Source organism: Rhodococcus sp. Z13_19A (genome assembly GCF_058133575.1).
Window position 1 is genome coordinate 1,007,328 of sequence record NZ_JBYUNN010000001.1, and the last position, 15,647, is coordinate 1,022,974.

At 70.0% G+C, this 15,647-nt stretch carries 14 protein-coding genes; 6 read left to right on the forward strand and 8 right to left on the reverse strand.

Annotated elements, in window-relative coordinates:
* Window positions 1–808: 808 nt before the first annotated feature.
* The 8 genes from AC3YNX_RS04670 to rpmH form a co-directional block, all read right to left on the reverse strand.
* Window positions 809–1,894, reverse strand: coding sequence for a ParB/RepB/Spo0J family partition protein (locus AC3YNX_RS04670; RefSeq protein WP_489994741.1), 1,086 nt, complete (start codon window positions 1,892–1,894; stop codon window positions 809–811).
* A complete protein-coding gene (locus AC3YNX_RS04675; RefSeq protein WP_489994742.1) occupies window positions 1,891–2,964 on the reverse strand; it encodes a ParA family protein in 1,074 nt (357 codons plus the stop codon). Before AC3YNX_RS04675 ends, AC3YNX_RS04670 begins: the two co-directional genes overlap by 4 nt.
* A 215-nt stretch (window positions 2,965–3,179) precedes the next feature.
* Window positions 3,180–3,857: a 16S rRNA (guanine(527)-N(7))-methyltransferase RsmG gene (rsmG, locus tag AC3YNX_RS04680; RefSeq protein WP_489994743.1), complete on the reverse strand. Its 678-nt coding sequence runs from the start codon at window positions 3,855–3,857 to the stop codon at window positions 3,180–3,182.
* Between the two features lie 83 nt (window positions 3,858–3,940).
* On the reverse strand, window positions 3,941–4,531 hold the full coding sequence (locus tag AC3YNX_RS04685) for a Jag family protein (protein ID WP_489994981.1): 591 nt from the start codon (window positions 4,529–4,531) through the stop codon (window positions 3,941–3,943).
* Between the two features lie 33 nt (window positions 4,532–4,564).
* Window positions 4,565–5,758, reverse strand: a complete 1,194-nt coding sequence (gene yidC, locus AC3YNX_RS04690) for a membrane protein insertase YidC (protein WP_127784539.1) — start codon at window positions 5,756–5,758, stop codon at window positions 4,565–4,567.
* Window positions 5,759–5,762: 4 nt separating this feature from the next.
* Window positions 5,763–6,005, reverse strand: a complete 243-nt coding sequence (yidD, locus tag AC3YNX_RS04695; RefSeq protein WP_127785014.1) for a membrane protein insertion efficiency factor YidD — start codon at window positions 6,003–6,005, stop codon at window positions 5,763–5,765.
* A 41-nt stretch (window positions 6,006–6,046) separates the two neighbouring features.
* Complete coding sequence (rnpA, locus tag AC3YNX_RS04700) at window positions 6,047–6,412, reverse strand: ribonuclease P protein component (RefSeq protein WP_489994744.1); 366 nt, start codon at window positions 6,410–6,412, stop codon at window positions 6,047–6,049.
* A gap of 14 nt (window positions 6,413–6,426) precedes the next feature.
* The gene (gene rpmH, locus AC3YNX_RS04705) at window positions 6,427–6,570 is read right to left on the reverse strand and encodes a 50S ribosomal protein L34 (protein ID WP_127784541.1); all 144 of its coding nucleotides are present in this window, start codon (window positions 6,568–6,570) and stop codon (window positions 6,427–6,429) included.
* Between the two features lie 657 nt (window positions 6,571–7,227).
* Here rpmH and dnaA point away from each other — a divergent pair.
* The 6 genes from dnaA to gyrB all read left to right on the forward strand — a co-directional run bounded on the left by dnaA (window position 7,228) and on the right by gyrB (window position 15,572).
* On the forward strand, window positions 7,228–8,754 hold the full coding sequence (dnaA, locus tag AC3YNX_RS04710) for a chromosomal replication initiator protein DnaA (RefSeq protein ID WP_489994745.1): 1,527 nt from the start codon (window positions 7,228–7,230) through the stop codon (window positions 8,752–8,754).
* A 625-nt stretch (window positions 8,755–9,379) separates the two neighbouring features.
* On the forward strand, window positions 9,380–10,570 hold the full coding sequence (gene dnaN / locus AC3YNX_RS04715; protein ID WP_489994746.1) for a DNA polymerase III subunit beta: 1,191 nt from the start codon (window positions 9,380–9,382) through the stop codon (window positions 10,568–10,570).
* Window positions 10,567–11,550, forward strand: a complete 984-nt coding sequence (gene gnd / locus AC3YNX_RS04720; protein WP_489982576.1) for a phosphogluconate dehydrogenase (NAD(+)-dependent, decarboxylating) — start codon at window positions 10,567–10,569, stop codon at window positions 11,548–11,550. The genes dnaN and gnd overlap by 4 nt, the downstream gene beginning before the upstream one ends.
* Before the next feature lies 1 nt (window position 11,551).
* A complete protein-coding gene (gene recF, locus AC3YNX_RS04725; protein WP_127781562.1) occupies window positions 11,552–12,775 on the forward strand; it encodes a DNA replication/repair protein RecF in 1,224 nt (407 codons plus the stop codon).
* Window positions 12,762–13,400 carry a DciA family protein gene (locus tag AC3YNX_RS04730; protein WP_127781564.1) on the forward strand — a complete coding sequence of 213 codons (639 nt, stop codon included), beginning with the start codon at window positions 12,762–12,764 and terminating at the stop codon, window positions 13,398–13,400. The genes recF and AC3YNX_RS04730 overlap by 14 nt, the downstream gene beginning before the upstream one ends.
* A gap of 171 nt (window positions 13,401–13,571) precedes the next feature.
* Window positions 13,572–15,572 carry a DNA topoisomerase (ATP-hydrolyzing) subunit B gene (gene gyrB / locus AC3YNX_RS04735; protein WP_241249449.1) on the forward strand — a complete coding sequence of 667 codons (2,001 nt, stop codon included), beginning with the start codon at window positions 13,572–13,574 and terminating at the stop codon, window positions 15,570–15,572.
* The last annotated feature ends 75 nt before the right edge of the window (window positions 15,573–15,647 follow it).

Genomic DNA, 15,647 nt, shown 5'->3' on the forward strand with positions numbered 1-15,647 from the left:
TGAGCGAGGGTCGCGCTGTTGGCGCAGCGAACCCGATCTCCCCTCAAACCGGCAACGGGGGCGCATTCCCCAGGCCAATTGGCTATCCAGGGCGAACGAGACGTACCCGGTGCCAGCAGCGAGCTGCAAGCGGGGGGCGAGCCGGACCAAGCCGCTGTCGAACGCCCTGCGACTGCGCGGGGACGAGGTAACGCCGCCAGATCCCCGACGAAGCGCCATACGCTGCAGTACGAGCACTCCACCCGACTAGTCGTGAGAACGCGCGGTTAGCTCGGACACCGGGTGTTTCACGTGAAACACCCGGTGTAGGAAGCGCCGCGCCACACCGAAACAGGGCGCGGAAGTGAGTGCGGGGATTGGGGCCCAATCCCACCATTCCCGAGAACCGCCGAGGTAGGACCTGGGGACACGACAAGGTGGCCCGTCGGGCTCCCGTCTAAAGCGGCCGCCCCCGCCGCAACGTCTGCCGGGAGGGCAATGCGTCAGTTGCTGGCGGAGCACCACGCCTCCGGGGCGTCCGCCCTGAGGTCCTCGCTGGAGTGCGCCGGCACTCACCTAACGGCCCCAACCTCATCAGGCTGCGGCACCTCGAACGGTGACCACTAGAGCGACGACGTTCAGGACTTCCTGTTGAGCAGCGGCTCGCTAGCACTGCCCTGGGATCCGCCGCGGCCGGGCGCGGTCGGTCTCGCAGAGGTCGCGCCCAGCGACTTGTTCACCCGGTCCGTCCACAATGGATCACACGCCATCGAATCGCTGGGCTACCTACCACTCTCGACAGGAGCCGACCGGCATCACAGTGATGAAACTACGGCGTGTCCCCGGATGGGCGGACGACAGTGGTTCCATCGCCCTGGGAGCTCATCAAACCAACGATGCGATCGAGATCGTCGACCGACCCGAACTCCACCACGATGCGTCCCTTTCGCTGACCGAGGCTCACCGTCACCTTGGTGTCGAAGCTGTCCGACAGCCGGGCAGCCACCTCCTGCAGCACCGGGGGACGGGCGGGCCGACGATCGGAACCCCGGGCCGCCGGCCGCGCCTCATCCGCGTGGCGGCGGGCAAGGGTGATGGCCTCCTCCGTGGCCCGGACCGACAGCCCCTCGGCCACGATGCGCGCGGCCAGGTCTTCCTGCGCCATCGGGTCGCCGTCGAGGGACAGCAGCGCGCGGGCGTGCCCGGCAGAGAGCACCCCCGCCGCCACCCGACGCTGGACGGGGACCGGCAGGCGAAGGAGCCGGATGGTGTTGGACACCACTGGCCGCGAACGACCGATGCGAGTGGCGAGCTCCTCGTGCGTCACGCCGAACTCCTCGAGCAGCTGCTGGTAGGCCGCCGCCTCTTCCAGCGGGTTCAGCTGCACTCGGTGGATGTTCTCCAGCAGCGCGTCCCGCAGCATCGCCTCGTCCGCGGTGTCCCGCACGATGGCGGGAATCGTCTCCAGTCCGGCTTCCTGGGTCGCACGCCAGCGGCGCTCGCCCATCACCAGCTCGTAGTGTCCGGGGGAGTCCTCCCGGACCACGATCGGCTGCATCAGACCGAACTCACGGATGGAGTGCACCAGCTCGGCGAGGGCCTCCTCGTCGAAGGCAAGTCTCGGCTGCTTCGGGTTGGGGCTGATGTCGGCGGTCCGCAGCTCGCGGTAGACCGCGCCCACGGGGGAGTCCGAGACCGGGGCGTCCGGGCCACCGACCTGGGCCGGGTCAGCCACGGAGGACGGGGCGCTGCTCCCGGTGGTGGAGGTGAGCTGGTCCGACTTCGGCGCGGGGGCGGTCTGTGCACCGAACATCACGTCGGCCGCGGCGGCGCCCAGCCGCGGGCCCTCCGTCGGACCGGACGGGATCAGCGCAGCCAGGCCACGTCCCAGGCCGCCACGTCGCTGCTGACTCATTGTTGCTGCACCTTCTGCTCGCTGGGTCCATCAGGGGAAAGGGGTTCATCGCCAGGCTCTGCGGGCTCCGGCGACACCAGCGTGAGGTCGCCTCGCATGGCGAACTCACGGCCAGCGTCCAGGTAGCTCATCGCGCCGCGCGAGCCCGGGTCATAGGCCAGGACCGTCTGCCCGTAGCCCGGCGCCTCGGACACCTTGATGCTGCGGGGGATCATCGTGCGGAGCACCAGCTCGCCGAAGTGGTTGCGGACCTCGTCCGCCACCTGGTCGGCCAGCTTGGTGCGGCCGTCGTACATGGTGAGCAGGATCGTGGAGACGTGCAGCTCAGGGTTGAGGTGCGCCTGCACCAGCTCCACGTTGCGCAGCAGCTGGCCGAGTCCCTCGAGCGCGTAGTACTCACACTGGATGGGGATGAGCACCTCGGGCGCCGCCGCCAGCGCGTTGACGGTCAACAGCCCCAGCGACGGGGGACAGTCGATGAGGACGAAGTCGATGCCCAGGTCGGTGAGCGTCTCCTCGCTGAGCGCACGGCGCAGCCGCTTCTCCCGCGCCTCCATCGACACCAGCTCGATCTCCGCGCCGGCCAGGTCGATGGTCGCCGGCACGCACCACAGGTTGGGCGCGTGGGTGCTGGTCTGGATCGCCTCCGCCAGCTCCACCTCACCGATCAGCACCTCGTAGACCGAGGGAGTTCCGGACGGGTGCGGAATGCCCAGCGCGGTGCTCGCGTTGCCCTGCGGATCGAGGTCGACCACGAGCACCTTGAGGTTGAACATGGACAGGGCCGCGGCCATGTTCACCGTGGTGGTGGTCTTGCCCACCCCACCCTTCTGGTTGGCGACGGTGATGACCCGGGGGGAGGACGGCCGCGGGACGACCACCTCACCGTGGTGCTGCACCCGCGCTGCCCGGGCGGCCGCCGCGGCGACGGGGGTGTCGAAGTCGTCGCCCGCTGGTCGAAGCACCACGCCGGCGCCCAGGATGGCCGAGCCGGCCACGTGCCCGGTAGGCGTGGTGCCCCCGGAACCTCTCGTCGGCACATCTGTCTCGCGGTCTCGCTGCCGGGCCATCAACGCTCCTCTAGTCACTCTGTGTCGCATCGTGAACCACAGCGCCGTCGACCGGAGCTTCCACCGCGGCCGGTGGGGCTCGGCGAGCGCACGTCCACGCCTCGGTCCAGCCGACGCCCGGCTTCGGTGATCCCGGCAGCTGGGCTGTGTCTATCTCACCACGGGCGGGTGGCGTTCCCCCCGGCCGACATACCTTTGTCGACAGAGGGCGACCTTCATCTCTTCCGCGCGCCCCGTCCGGGCAGTCGCTCGGTCTCGACCACCCGGGTCGGGACGTCCAGCAGGGTCGTGCCGCACTCCAGCACCCTGGGGTTGTCCCCGCCGATGCGCTTGATCGCGTTGCGGTCCCGCTCGATCTCCTCCTCCGCCGAGCTGCCCTTCATCGCCAGCACCCGACCCCCCACGCGAGCGAGCGGGAGGCACCAGCCGAGCAGCTTGCCCAGCGGTGCCACCGCTCGGGAGACCACCACGTCCGCGCCGCCCACGGCAGTGCGGGTCGCCGGCTCCTCAGCGCGCCCGCGGTGGACGGTCACACTGATCCCTAGGGCGTCCACCGCCTCCTGCAGGAACGTGGCTCGACGCAGCAGCGGCTCCACGAGGACCACGGTGAGGTCTGGCCGGGCGATCGCCAGCGGGATGCCGGGCAGGCCGGCGCCGCTGCCAACGTCAACCACGGTGCTCGACTCCGGCAACAGCTCCTGCACCACCACGCAGTTGAGCAGGTGGCGGTCCCAGATGCGGTCGACCTCCCGTGGGCCGATCAGGCCCCGCTCCACGCCGGCACCAGCGAGCAGCGCGGCGTACTGCTCAGCCAGCGGCAATCGGTCGCCAAATACCTGGGCAGCCACTCGATCGGTCTCCACGACCACACCTCTCGGTTTCACGTGAAACATCAGCGGTGCCACGGAAGACCCGTAGCGCCGTGTGGCCCCCGACCGAACCGGTCGGGGGCCACAACTGACATCGGTGTCAGTTACTAGCTCTTGGGAAGGACGACCACGCGGCGCGCAGGCTCGGCGCCCTCGCTCTCGCTGACCACGCCCTGCACGGCAGCCACCGCGTCGTGCACGATCTTGCGCTCGAACGGGGTCATCGGGGGGAGCTCCTCGCGCTGGCCGTTCTCCAGCACCCGCTCAGCCACGGTGGCTCCCAGCCGGCTCAGCTCGGCACGCCGATCGGCACGCCATCCGGCGATGTCCAGCATCAGCCGGCTGCGCTCGCCGGTGACCTGCTGCACCGCCAGGCGGGTCAGTTCCTGCAGGGCGTCGAGCACCTCACCCTTCCGGCCGACCAGCTGGTCCAGGTTGGTACCACCCTCGATGCTGACCATCGCGCGGTCACCCTCGACGTCCAGGTCGATGTCGCCGTCGAAGTCGAGGATGTCCAGCAGCCGCTCGAGGTAGTCGCCAGCGACGTCACCCTCCTCCACCAAGGGGTCGTCGGCGTCGTCCTCACCGGAGAGCGCGGCATCGGTCGGTGCTGCGGACGGCACGTCGAGCGGAGCCGACTGCTCGGTGTCCGGGTCCTGGCGCTCGGACTCGTCACCACTCACGGTCTCGTTCTCCAACACAGGGTGTTCCTCTCGTGCCGTCGGCGCCGCTCAGCGCTTCTTGCGCTGGCCGCGACTGGACTTGCTCTTGGCGTTGGGCGACTGGCCGCCACGGCGAGGCTTGCCCGAGGCTGCGGCGGGCCTGGCGATCTTGGCCTTCGGCGTGGCCGCCCCGCCGCTGCTCGGTGACTTGGTCAGCGACGGCTTGGACTCCGGCGGCGTAGAGGTGTCCTCGGCCGGCAGCACTGCGTCGTCAGCCTCCTCGGCCGTGCTCTCCGGCGACTCCTTGGACAGCGAGGGAGAGCCGTTGGCAGCGGCCTTGCGGCCCTTCGGCTTGTTGGGGCGGGCACCCGGGCGGGGGGCGTTGCTGCCGCGTCGCTCGATCGCCTCGCGCTTCTTCGCCTCGTCCTCGGCGGCGATCTTGCCGAACACGTAGTGCTGCTGCACCAAGGTCCAGGCGTTGTTGCTCAGCCAGTAGATGAGAATGGCGACCGGCAGGAAGGGGCCACCGACCAGCACGAACAGCGGGAAGACCCACAGGACGAGCTTGTTCATCATCGCCGACTGCGGGTTCGCCGCGGCAGCCGCGCTCTGGCGAGCCACCGACGCACGAGCGGTGAAGTGGGTGGCGACGGCCGCGATGACCATCAGCGGGATGGCAACCGCCGCGATGGCGACCTTGTTGACGTCGCCGAAGGCCTCGAGCTGCGCGTCGGTCTGGGTGAGGAAGGAAGACAGCGGCGCGCCGAAGAGCTTGGCGTCCAGGAACGAGCGCACCTCGTCGGCACTGAAGACGTAGTTCGCCGTCTGCGCGTTCTGCTCCACCGACATGGGCTCGGTGGGGCTCAGGAACGGGATCTGCGCCTGCGACCCGGTGCGGTTGAACGAGCGCAGCACGTGGAACAGACCGATGAAGACCGGCGCCTGCAGCAGCACGGGCAGACAGCCGGCCACGGGGTTGAACCCGTGCTCCTTCTGCAGCTTCTGCATCTCCAGCGCCAGGCGCTGGCGATCGCCCTTGTACTTCTTCTGCAGCGCCTTGATCTGCGGCTGGAACTCCTGCATCTGCCGCTGGGTGCGGATCTGCTTCACGAAGGGGCGGTACAGCACTGCACGCAGTGTGAAGACCAGGAAGATCACCGACAGCGCCCAGCCGATGCCGCTGCTCGCGCCCAGAACCGTGCCGAAGACCTTGTGCCAGAACCACAAGATCGCCGACACCGGGTAGTAGATGAAGTCCAGCACTGTTCTACTCGCTCCTAGTCTTTGCGCTGCGCGGCCACACCGAGCCTGCGGGAGGCACAGGATCCCACCCACCAGGGTGCCAGGGTGCGCATTTCAGAAGTCGCCACACCGACAGGTAGGTGCCGCGGAAGGCGCCGTGGACCTCGAGGGCCTCGACCGCGTAGCTGCTGCAGGTGGGCTGGAACCGACACGTGGGAAGTCGCAACGGCGACACCCAGGTCTGGTACAGCCGCACCAGGAAGACCATTCCCCGGGCGATCAGCGAGCGCCGTACCGGCGCCTGCACGCTCACGCGGGGATCGGCTCGAGCGTGAAACCCAGCTTCCGCAGGCCAGAGCGAACGTCGGCGTCGAGCTCGCCGGAGCTGGCCGTGGCCGCGGCCGGGTGTGCACGCAGCACCACGTCCGTGCCCGGCGGCAGCGATGCGACCACGGGACGCATCACGTGGCGCAGCTTCCGGGAGATGCGATGGCGAACCACCGAGCCGCCGACCGCCTTGCTCACCACCAGGCCCACTCGGCTGGGCAGCTCCGCCGACTCGCCGTCCCGCCGCAAGGCGTGGACGACCAGCCGGGACCGGCCCGCGCGCCGACCGCCACGCATCACGGCGGAGAAGTCGCTGCGATGGGACAGTCGGTGGGCGGCCGGGAGCATGAAGAGGCCGCGGCTCAGGCAGTGAGCTCGTCGCGACCCTTGCGTCGGCGCGCAGACACGATGGCCCGGCCGGCGCGGGTGCGCATGCGCAGCCGGAAGCCGTGAACCCGTGCGCGACGCCGGTTGTTCGGCTGAAACGTCCGCTTACCCTTGGCCACGACTTGAACTCCCTGCACTTCGATGAATCAACGATGTCTCTACGTCCCTCAGGGACGACCACCACGTAGGCGACCTCCGTGCGGGCCCGCCACGCAAGGCGTGGGTGGAAACAGCACGATATCGCCACCTGTGTGCAGTGACTGCACGAGACTACGGCAGCCCAAATCGGGCGGTCAAACGTGCTTGCCCGACAGTAGCCGTCGCCGGGGGCACCCGCAGAGCGCACGAGCACCGTCAGCAGGCTGCCCGTCGGGTGGTCGCGCCCGGCCACCTGGGCCGCGGTCGTCTGCCCCGGCCGCCGCAGGGACCAAGGCCAGCGACCCGTAACCTCGGCTGCCGGGGGCGGCCCGACCAATTCCGGCTGGTGCGGGACACACCCCTTGTCAGGGGTGTGTGTTGTTGTTACTTTTCCCCGGGCACTCGCTCTGGTGATGAGTGCCACAGGGGGGAGATCCGGCGGTCAGCGTCCGTGCAGCTGGCACGTCCGGAAGCCGTTGCCCACCACGCCACACCGAGCCCCACGGGCTGCGGTGCGACCCGCGTAACTCCGTGCACAGTTGTGGACAACTCTGTGGACGGTAGGACATGATGCCCAGGCCGATCGAGCACGCCGTGCGACGTGATCGGTACTTCACGCATCCAGGGGAGGACCGTCAGTGGCAGAGGACACACGTGAGCTGCGCTCCGTGTGGGCCGAGGTGGTGGCCGAGCTCGCCTCGTACACCGATGCCACTGGTCGCCCGCTCTCCGCTCAGCAACGGGCATGGCTGCGCCTGACCCGCCCCGTGGGATTCGTCAACGGCTTCGCGCTGCTCGCCGCGCCCAGCGCGTTCGCCAAGGAAGCCATCGAGCGGGTGCTGCGCACCCCGATCACCGACGCGCTCAGCCGCCACCTCGGCAGCGAGGTGATTCTCGCCGTCCGCGTGGACGAGGCGTCCGCGGTGCACGAGGGTGCCGCCGCCGACGGCGTGGCGCCCCGGGGCGAGCACGGCGCCTCCACTGACGGCGCCGACCACGGCGGCTCCGCCGGGGGCTTCACCGGCGTGGACGACCTCGACGAGGTCGACGAGGAAAAAGACGCGCTGGAGACGATCAACGAGATCTGGCCGAGCTACTCGACCGTGCGCAAGGCGCCCGCCGGGCCGGCGCAGACACGACTGAACGCGAAGTACACCTTCGACACGTTCGTCATCGGCAGCTCCAACCGGTTCCCGCACTCCGCCGCAGTCGCGGTGGCCGAGGCACCGGCCCGCGCGTACAACCCGCTCTTCATCTGGGGCGAGTCCGGGCTGGGCAAGACCCACCTGCTGCACGCGGTCGGCCACTACACCCAGCGCCTCTTCCCTGGCATCCAGGTGCGCTACATCTCCACCGAGGAGTTCACCAACGACTTCATCAACAGCCTGCGCGACGACCGGAAGGTGGCGTTCCAGCGCCGCTACCGCGACATCGACGTGCTGCTGGTGGACGACATCCAGTTCCTGGAGGGCAAGGAAGGCACCCAGGAGGAGTTCTTCCACACCTTCAACACGCTGCACAACGCGAACAAGCAGATCGTGGTCTCCTCCGACCGGCCACCCAAGCAGCTGGTGACCCTGGAGGACCGGTTGCGCACCCGCTTCGAGTGGGGCCTGATCACCGACGTCCAGCCACCTGAGCTGGAGACCCGCATCGCCATCCTGCGCAAGAAGGCGCAGATGGACGGGCTCGCGGTGCCCGACGAGGTGCTGGAGTTCATCGCCAGCCGGATCGAGCGCAACATTCGTGAGCTGGAGGGGGCGCTGATCCGCGTCACCGCGTTCGCCTCCCTCAACCAGCAGGTGGTGGACCTGGCGCTGGCGGAGATCGTGCTGCGCGACCTGATCCCGGACGCGTCCTCGCTGGAGATCAGCGCCGCCACGATCATGGCCGTCACCGCCGAGTACTTCGGCAACTCCCTGGACGAGCTGCGCGGACCGGGCAAGACCCGGGCGGTGGCCCAGGCCAGGCAGGTCGCGATGTACCTCTGCCGGGAGCTCACCGACCTGTCGCTGCCCAAGATCGGGCAGACCTTCGGCGGCCGGGACCACACCACGGTGATGCACGCCAACAAGAAGATTCGCAAGGAGATGGCCGAGCGCCGTCGTACCTACGAACAGGTCCAGGAGCTCACCGCCCGGATCAAGCAGCGCTCGCGCAGCTAGCTCTACCGGCCGATGTCCCGGCCTGCCCGACGGCCGGAGAGGCCGTCGTCGTGCGTCTCAGGACGCGCCCTGTTGACCCCCCTCAGCGCCCTCTGGCGACCCATCTCGCGACCCTCCTCGGGCCTTGCTGGCCCGCTCGGACCCCTGCTGGATGTGTGTCCGTGCCCACTCAGCACGCCTGGTGGACGATTAACCCACACCTGTGGACAAGCCTGGGGGTAACTCGATTCATCTGGGGACCGAGCGGTGCATGGATGTGCACGCAGCAGATCTGGGGACGGCGGTGCACCTTTCACCCCCTGCTGGCTCCCCAGCCCGCCACGCCGTCCGATCAGCGCACGAGGTGCTCAGTCCACAGCGTGCACACCCCCTACTGCTGTTCCTGTTCTCTCTCTAGAGGGATCTCTTTCTAGAGCAGGAATGTGCACAACCTCCGTGAACAGCCCTGCTGGGCACCTCGCGCTGCTCGTGCCCAGCAGAGCACCGGGTTCCCAGCACGGGCCGGAACGCTCTACGGTTGGGCGGCTGCCTCTGCGGGGTGCAGCAGGCCGGGCTCACCAGGTGGGTGGGTCCGGAGCAGGAGCCAGATCGTGAGAGGGAGCCCGGAGAGCATGGAGTCCTACCGATGAAGTTCCGGGTGGCGCGGGATGAGTTCGCCGACGCAGTGGCCTGGGTTGCGCGCAGCCTTCCCTCGCGTCCACCGGTACCTGTCCTGGGCGGCGTGCTGCTGTCCACCGGCAGCGTCGAGGGTGCTGACGGCGCGGAGGCCGACGGGCTGACCGTCTCCGGCTTCGACTACGAGGTGTCGGCACAGGTGGGGGTCTCCGCCGAGGTCGCCGACGGCGGTCGCGTGCTGGTCTCCGGTCGGCTCCTGGCCGACATCACCCGTTCGCTGCCCAACCGGCCCGTCGACGTGACCGTCGACGGGAGCCGGGTGAACATCCTCTGCGGCAGTGCCCGCTTCTCGCTGCCGACCATGCCGGTCGAGGACTACCCGCAGATGCCATCGATGCCTGCGGGCACCGGATCGCTGCCGGCCGACGTCTTCGCCGAGGCCGTGGCGCAGGTGGCGGTGGCCGCCGGGCGCGACGACACCCTGCCGATGCTCACCGGCGTGCGGGTGGAGATCGAGGGGGCCCGGGTGGTCCTCGCCGCCACCGACCGCTTCCGGCTGGCCGTGCGCACCTTCGAGTGGAAGCCCGACGCCGACGAGGTGTCCCTGGCGGTGCTGGTGCCGGCGAAGACCCTGGCCGAGTCGGCGAAGACGCTGACCAGCGGTTCCGGCGAGGTGCAGCTGGCCCTGGGCACCACCGGCGCTGGCGGCGAGGGCCTGCTCGGCCTGGCCGGTGCCGGCCGGCGCACCACCACCCGGCTGCTCGACGCCGACTTCCCCAAGTTCCGCCAGCTCCTGCCCGCCGAGCACGCGGCAGTGGCCGACGTGGCCGTCGCCCCGCTGGTCGAGGCGATCAAGCGGGTCTCCCTGATGGCCGAGCGTGGCGCGCAGGTGCGGATGGAGTTCAGCGAGGAAGGCCTGCGCCTGACCGCCGGCGGGGACGACGAGGGCAAGGCCGAGGAGGAGCTGCCGGCCGAGTTCACCGGCGAGCCCCTGGTCATCGCGTTCAACCCCGGGTACCTGCTCGACGGCCTCTCGGTGCTGCACAGCGAGCGGGTGTCCATGGGATTCACCACCGCGAGCCGGCCCGCCGTGCTGCGGCCCACCGACCCGGACGCTCCCGCGCTCGAGGGCCCGGGCCCGTTCCCGGCGCCGGACAGCGAGTACACCTACCTGCTGATGCCGGTGCGGCTGCCGGGCTGACCCGGCACCCTGGACACCACCGCGGGCAGGAAGGCGCAGACATGGAGATCGGACTCATCGGGCTCGGCAAGATGGGCTTCAACATGCGCGAGCGGTTGCGGGGTGCGGGCATCGGCGTGGTGGGCTACGACCCGCGGCCGGAGGTCAGCGACGTCCCCACCCTGGCCGCGCTGGCCGAGGCGTTGCCCGCCCCCCGGGTGGTGTGGGTGATGGTGCCCTCCGGCGCCATCACCCGGGACACCATCACCGCCCTGGGGCAGGTGCTCTCCCCGGGTGACCTGGTGATCGACGGGGGCAACTCCCAGTACACCGACGACCAGCCGCACGCCGCCGAGCTGGGCCAGCTGGGCATCGGCTACCTCGACTGCGGGGTGTCCGGTGGAATCTGGGGGCTGGAGAACGGCTACGGACTGATGGTCGGGGGCGACGTCGCGCACGTGGAGATGGCCATGCCGGTCTTCGACGCGCTGCGCCCGACCGGCCCGCGGGAGAACGGGTTCTCCCACGCCGGGCCGGTGGGTGCCGGGCACTACGCCAAGATGGTGCACAACGGCATCGAGTACGGACTGATGCAGGCCTACGCGGAGGGCTACGAGCTGCTCAAGGCCTCCCAGCTGGTGGAGAACGTCCCCGCAGTGCTGCAGGGCTGGTCGGAGGGGACGGTCGTGCGCTCCTGGCTGCTGGACCTGCTGGTCAGGGCGCTGCAGGAGGATCCCGGCCTGGACGCGATCTCTGGCTGGACCGCTGACTCCGGCGAGGGCCGCTGGACGGTGCTGGAGGCGATCGACCACGCCGTCCCGCTGCCGGTGATCTCGGCCGCGCTCTTCGCCCGCTTCGCCTCCCGGCAGGAGGAGTCCCCTGCGATGAAGGCGGTGTCCGCGCTGCGCAACCAGTTCGGCGGGCACGCCAGCCGCAGCTCCAGCTCCACCGGCCCCGACGCCCCCGGATCCGCCCCCGGCACGCCGGGCAGCGCGGACTGAGGTGTACGTCCGTCACCTCGGAGTCACCGACTTCCGCTCCTGGAGCAGCGCGGAGCTGACTCTCACCCCAGGCGTCACCGTGCTGCTCGGCGCCAACGGCAACGGCAAGACCAACCTGGTGGAGGCGCTGGGCTACCTGGCGACCTTGTCCTCGCACCGGGTCTCCTCCGACGGGCCCCTGGTCCGCGCCGGCGCCGACCGGGCGATCGCCCGCGCCGCGGTGGTCAACCAGCAGCGTGAGCTGCTGGTTGAGGTGGAGATCACGCCCGGTAAGGCCAACCGCGCTCGGATCAACCGCTCTCCGGTCCGCCGCGCGCGCGAGGTGCTGGGCATCCTGCGCACCGTGCTGTTCGCCCCGGAGGACCTGGCCCTGGTGCGGGGTGACCCGGGTGAGCGCCGCCGCTTCCTGGACGAGCTGATGGTGAGCCGGGCGCCCCGGCTGGCTGGGGTGCGGGCCGACTACGACCGCGTGCTGCGCCAGCGGTCGGCCCTGCTCAAGACCGCCGGGGCGGCGCTGCGCCGCAGCGGTTCCGCCGGTGACGCCGCCGCTACCCTGGACGTGTGGGATGGCCACCTCGCCGAGCTCGGGTCACAGCTGCTCGCCGGCCGGCTGGACCTGCTGACCGAGCTCGCCCCGCACGTCAGCGACTCCTACGCCGCGCTGGCCCCGGAGTCGCGGCCGGCGCGGCTGCACTACCGCAGCAGCCTGGGCGACGCCTTCCCCAGCCCGACGGCCGGGCCGGGCTACGGCGAGCCGGGCGCGGAGCGGGCGGACGCGGAGCTGCTCGAGGCGTGCCTGCTCAGCGAGCTGGCGCGAGTGCGCCGGTCAGAGATCGAGCGCGGGGTGTGCCTGGTGGGCCCGCACCGCGACGACGTGGACCTGCAGCTGGGCGCGCAACCGGCGAAGGGCTACGCCAGCCACGGCGAGTCGTGGTCCTACGCGCTGGCGCTGCGGCTGGGCAGCTTCTCCCTGCAGCGAACCGACGGCACCGACCCCGTGCTGGTGCTCGACGACGTGTTCGCCGAGCTGGACCGCCGCCGCCGCGCCGCGCTGGCGCACGTGGCCGCCGGCGCCGAGCAGGTGCTGATCACCGCGGCGGTGGGTGCGGACGTCCCCGCCGAGCTGGCAGGCACTCGCTACCGGGTGGATGCTGACGCCGGACGCGACGGCGCCACCCGCACCAGCACCATCGAGGTGGAGGAGGCAGCGCATGGGTCGACCTGAAGATGAGGGTTATCCCCCGGTTGTGGACAACACTGGGGACAACCTGTCGACAACTTCTCCCGGAGCCGCTGCGGGAGAGCCGGAGCAGCCGGCCGCGCCGGTGGAGGAGGGGCGCGGCGTGGACCTCGCGCGCCGCGCGCTGGAGGAGGCGCGGGCGCAGGCCAAGGAGCGCGGCGTGGGCATCCACGCCCGGCGCGTGCCAGTGCGTCGCGGCGGCATCAAGTCCGGATCCGCACGGCGTCGTCGCTGGTCAGGGCCGGGATCGGACGACCGCGACCCCCAGCTGCTGGGCCACCTCACCAACAAGCTGGTGCAGGCGCGCGGCTGGTCGGAGGAGGTCTCGGCCGGCTCGGTGCTCGGCCGGTGGGACAACCTGGTCGGGCCGGACATCGCCTCGCACGCCAAGCCGGTGTCGCTGCAGAACGGTGAGCTGACGGTCCAGGCGGAATCCACAGCCTGGGCCACCCAGCTGCGCACCATGCAGCGCCAGCTGCTGGCCACCATCGCCGCTGCGGTCGGTGACGGCGTGGTCACCCGGATCACCTTCCACGGCCCGAGCGCCCCCAGCTGGCGGCGCGGAGAGCGGCACGTGCGCGGCCGGGGCCCCAGAGACACCTACGGCTGACGCGCCCCCGCGGTGGGCGAACCGACCCTTGGAAGGGTGTGAAATGCCCTCCACGTGGCTCTGAGGGGTGTTGCAGGGCCAGTTTGGTCCGCCAGGGGCAGTAGACTGGTTAGGTACCACTTCTGGCTGACCACTCTGGCCGGCCCAGGCTTGAGGAGACACCGAAGACACGTGGCTGACAAGAATGCTTCCTACGGTGCGTCGTCCATCACCGTCCTCGAGGGTCTGGAGGCCGTCCGCAAGCGCCCGGGCATGTACATCGGCTCGACGGGCGAGCGCGGGCTCCACCACCTCATCTGGGAGGTTGTGGACAACTCCGTGGACGAGGCGATGGCCGGCTACGCCACCCGGGTGGACGTGACCCTGCTCGCCGACGGCGGCGTGCGCGTCACCGACGACGGACGCGGCATCCCGGTGGACATGCACCCGGTGGAGAAGCGGCCCACCATCGAGGTCGTGCTCACCGTGCTGCACGCCGGTGGAAAGTTCGACTCCGACTCCTACGCGGTCTCCGGTGGTCTGCACGGCGTGGGCGTCAGCGTGGTGAACGCGCTGTCGCGGCGCCTCGAGGTGGACATCCACCGCGAGGGCAAGAACTTCACCCAGGAGTACCTGTACGCCAAGCCCGGTGAGCTGGTCGAGGTGGGCGCCTCCGACCGCACCGGCACCACCGTCACCTTCTGGGCCGACCCGGAGGTCTTCGAGGAGACCACCACCTACAGCTTCGAGACGGTCGCGCGCCGCCTGCAGGAGATGGCGTTCCTGAACAAGGGACTCACCATCACCCTCACCGACGAGCGCGTCACCCAGAACGAGGCCGAGGTGGACGCCGCGCCGGAGAGCGCCGCGCTGGACACCACCGCGCCCAAGCCGGCGGCCGTGGTCAAGCGCACCTACCACTACCCCGGTGGGCTCGAGGACTACGTCGCGCACCTGAACAAGTCCAAGCAGCCCATCCACACCTCGATCGTCGGGTTCACCGCCAGCGGCACCGGCCACGAGGTCGAGGTGGCCATGCAGTGGAACTCCGGCTACTCCGAGTCGGTGCACACCTTCGCCAACACCATCAACACCATCGAGGGTGGCACGCACGAGGAGGGCTTCCGCTCCGCGCTGACCTCGGTGGTCAACCGCTACGCCAAGGAGAAGAAGCTCCTCAAGGAGAAGGACCCCAACCTCACCGGGGACGACATCCGCGAGGGCCTGGCGGCGATCATCAGCGTCCGGGTGGGCGAGCCGCAGTTCGAGGGTCAGACCAAGACCAAGCTGGGCAACACCGAGGTGCGCTCGTTCGTGCAGAAGACCTGCAACGAGCACCTGAACAGCTGGTTCGAGGAGCACCCCTCCGACGCCAAGATCATCATCAACAAGGCGATCTCCTCCTCGCACGCCCGGATGGCGGCCCGCAAGGCCCGCGAGCTGGTGCGCCGCAAGAGCGCCACCGACATCGGCGGGCTGCCCGGCAAGCTCAGCGACTGCCGCTCCAACGACCCGAGCCTGTCCGAGATCTACGTGGTGGAGGGTGACTCCGCCGGCGGCTCGGCCAAGTCCGGCCGCGACTCGATGTTCCAGGCGATCCTCCCGCTGCGCGGCAAGATCATCAACGTGGAGAAGGCCCGCATCGACCGGGTGCTGAAGAACACCGAGGTCCAGGCCATCATCACCGCCCTGGGCACCGGCATCCACGACGAGTTCGACCTGTCCAAGCTGCGCTACCACAAGATCATCCTGATGGCCGACGCCGACGTGGACGGCCAGCACATCTCCACCCTGCTGCTCACCCTGCTGTTCCGCTTCATGCGTCCGCTGGTGGAGCACGGCCACGTCTACCTGGCCGCCCCGCCGCTGTACAAGATCAAGTGGAGCAAGGGCAAGCCGGACTTCGTCTACTCCGACCGCGAGCGCGACGCGCTGCTCAAGGCGGGCGTGGAGACCGGCCGCAAGATCAACAAGGACGACGGCGTGCAGCGCTACAAGGGCCTCGGCGAGATGAACGCCAAGGAGCTGTGGGAGACCACCATGGACCCCGACCACCGCATCCTGCGCCAGGTGACGCTGGACGACGCCGCCACCGCGGACGAGCTGTTCAGCGTGCTCATGGGCGAGGACGTGGAGGCGCGGCGCAGCTTCATCACGCGCAACGCCAAGGACGTCCGGTTCCTGGATGTCTGACCCGCTGGCGGCCGCCCCCGGCCGCGCCACCCCCCGCTGCGGAGCCCGGCCCGTGCGCAGCGCCGACACCGCGGG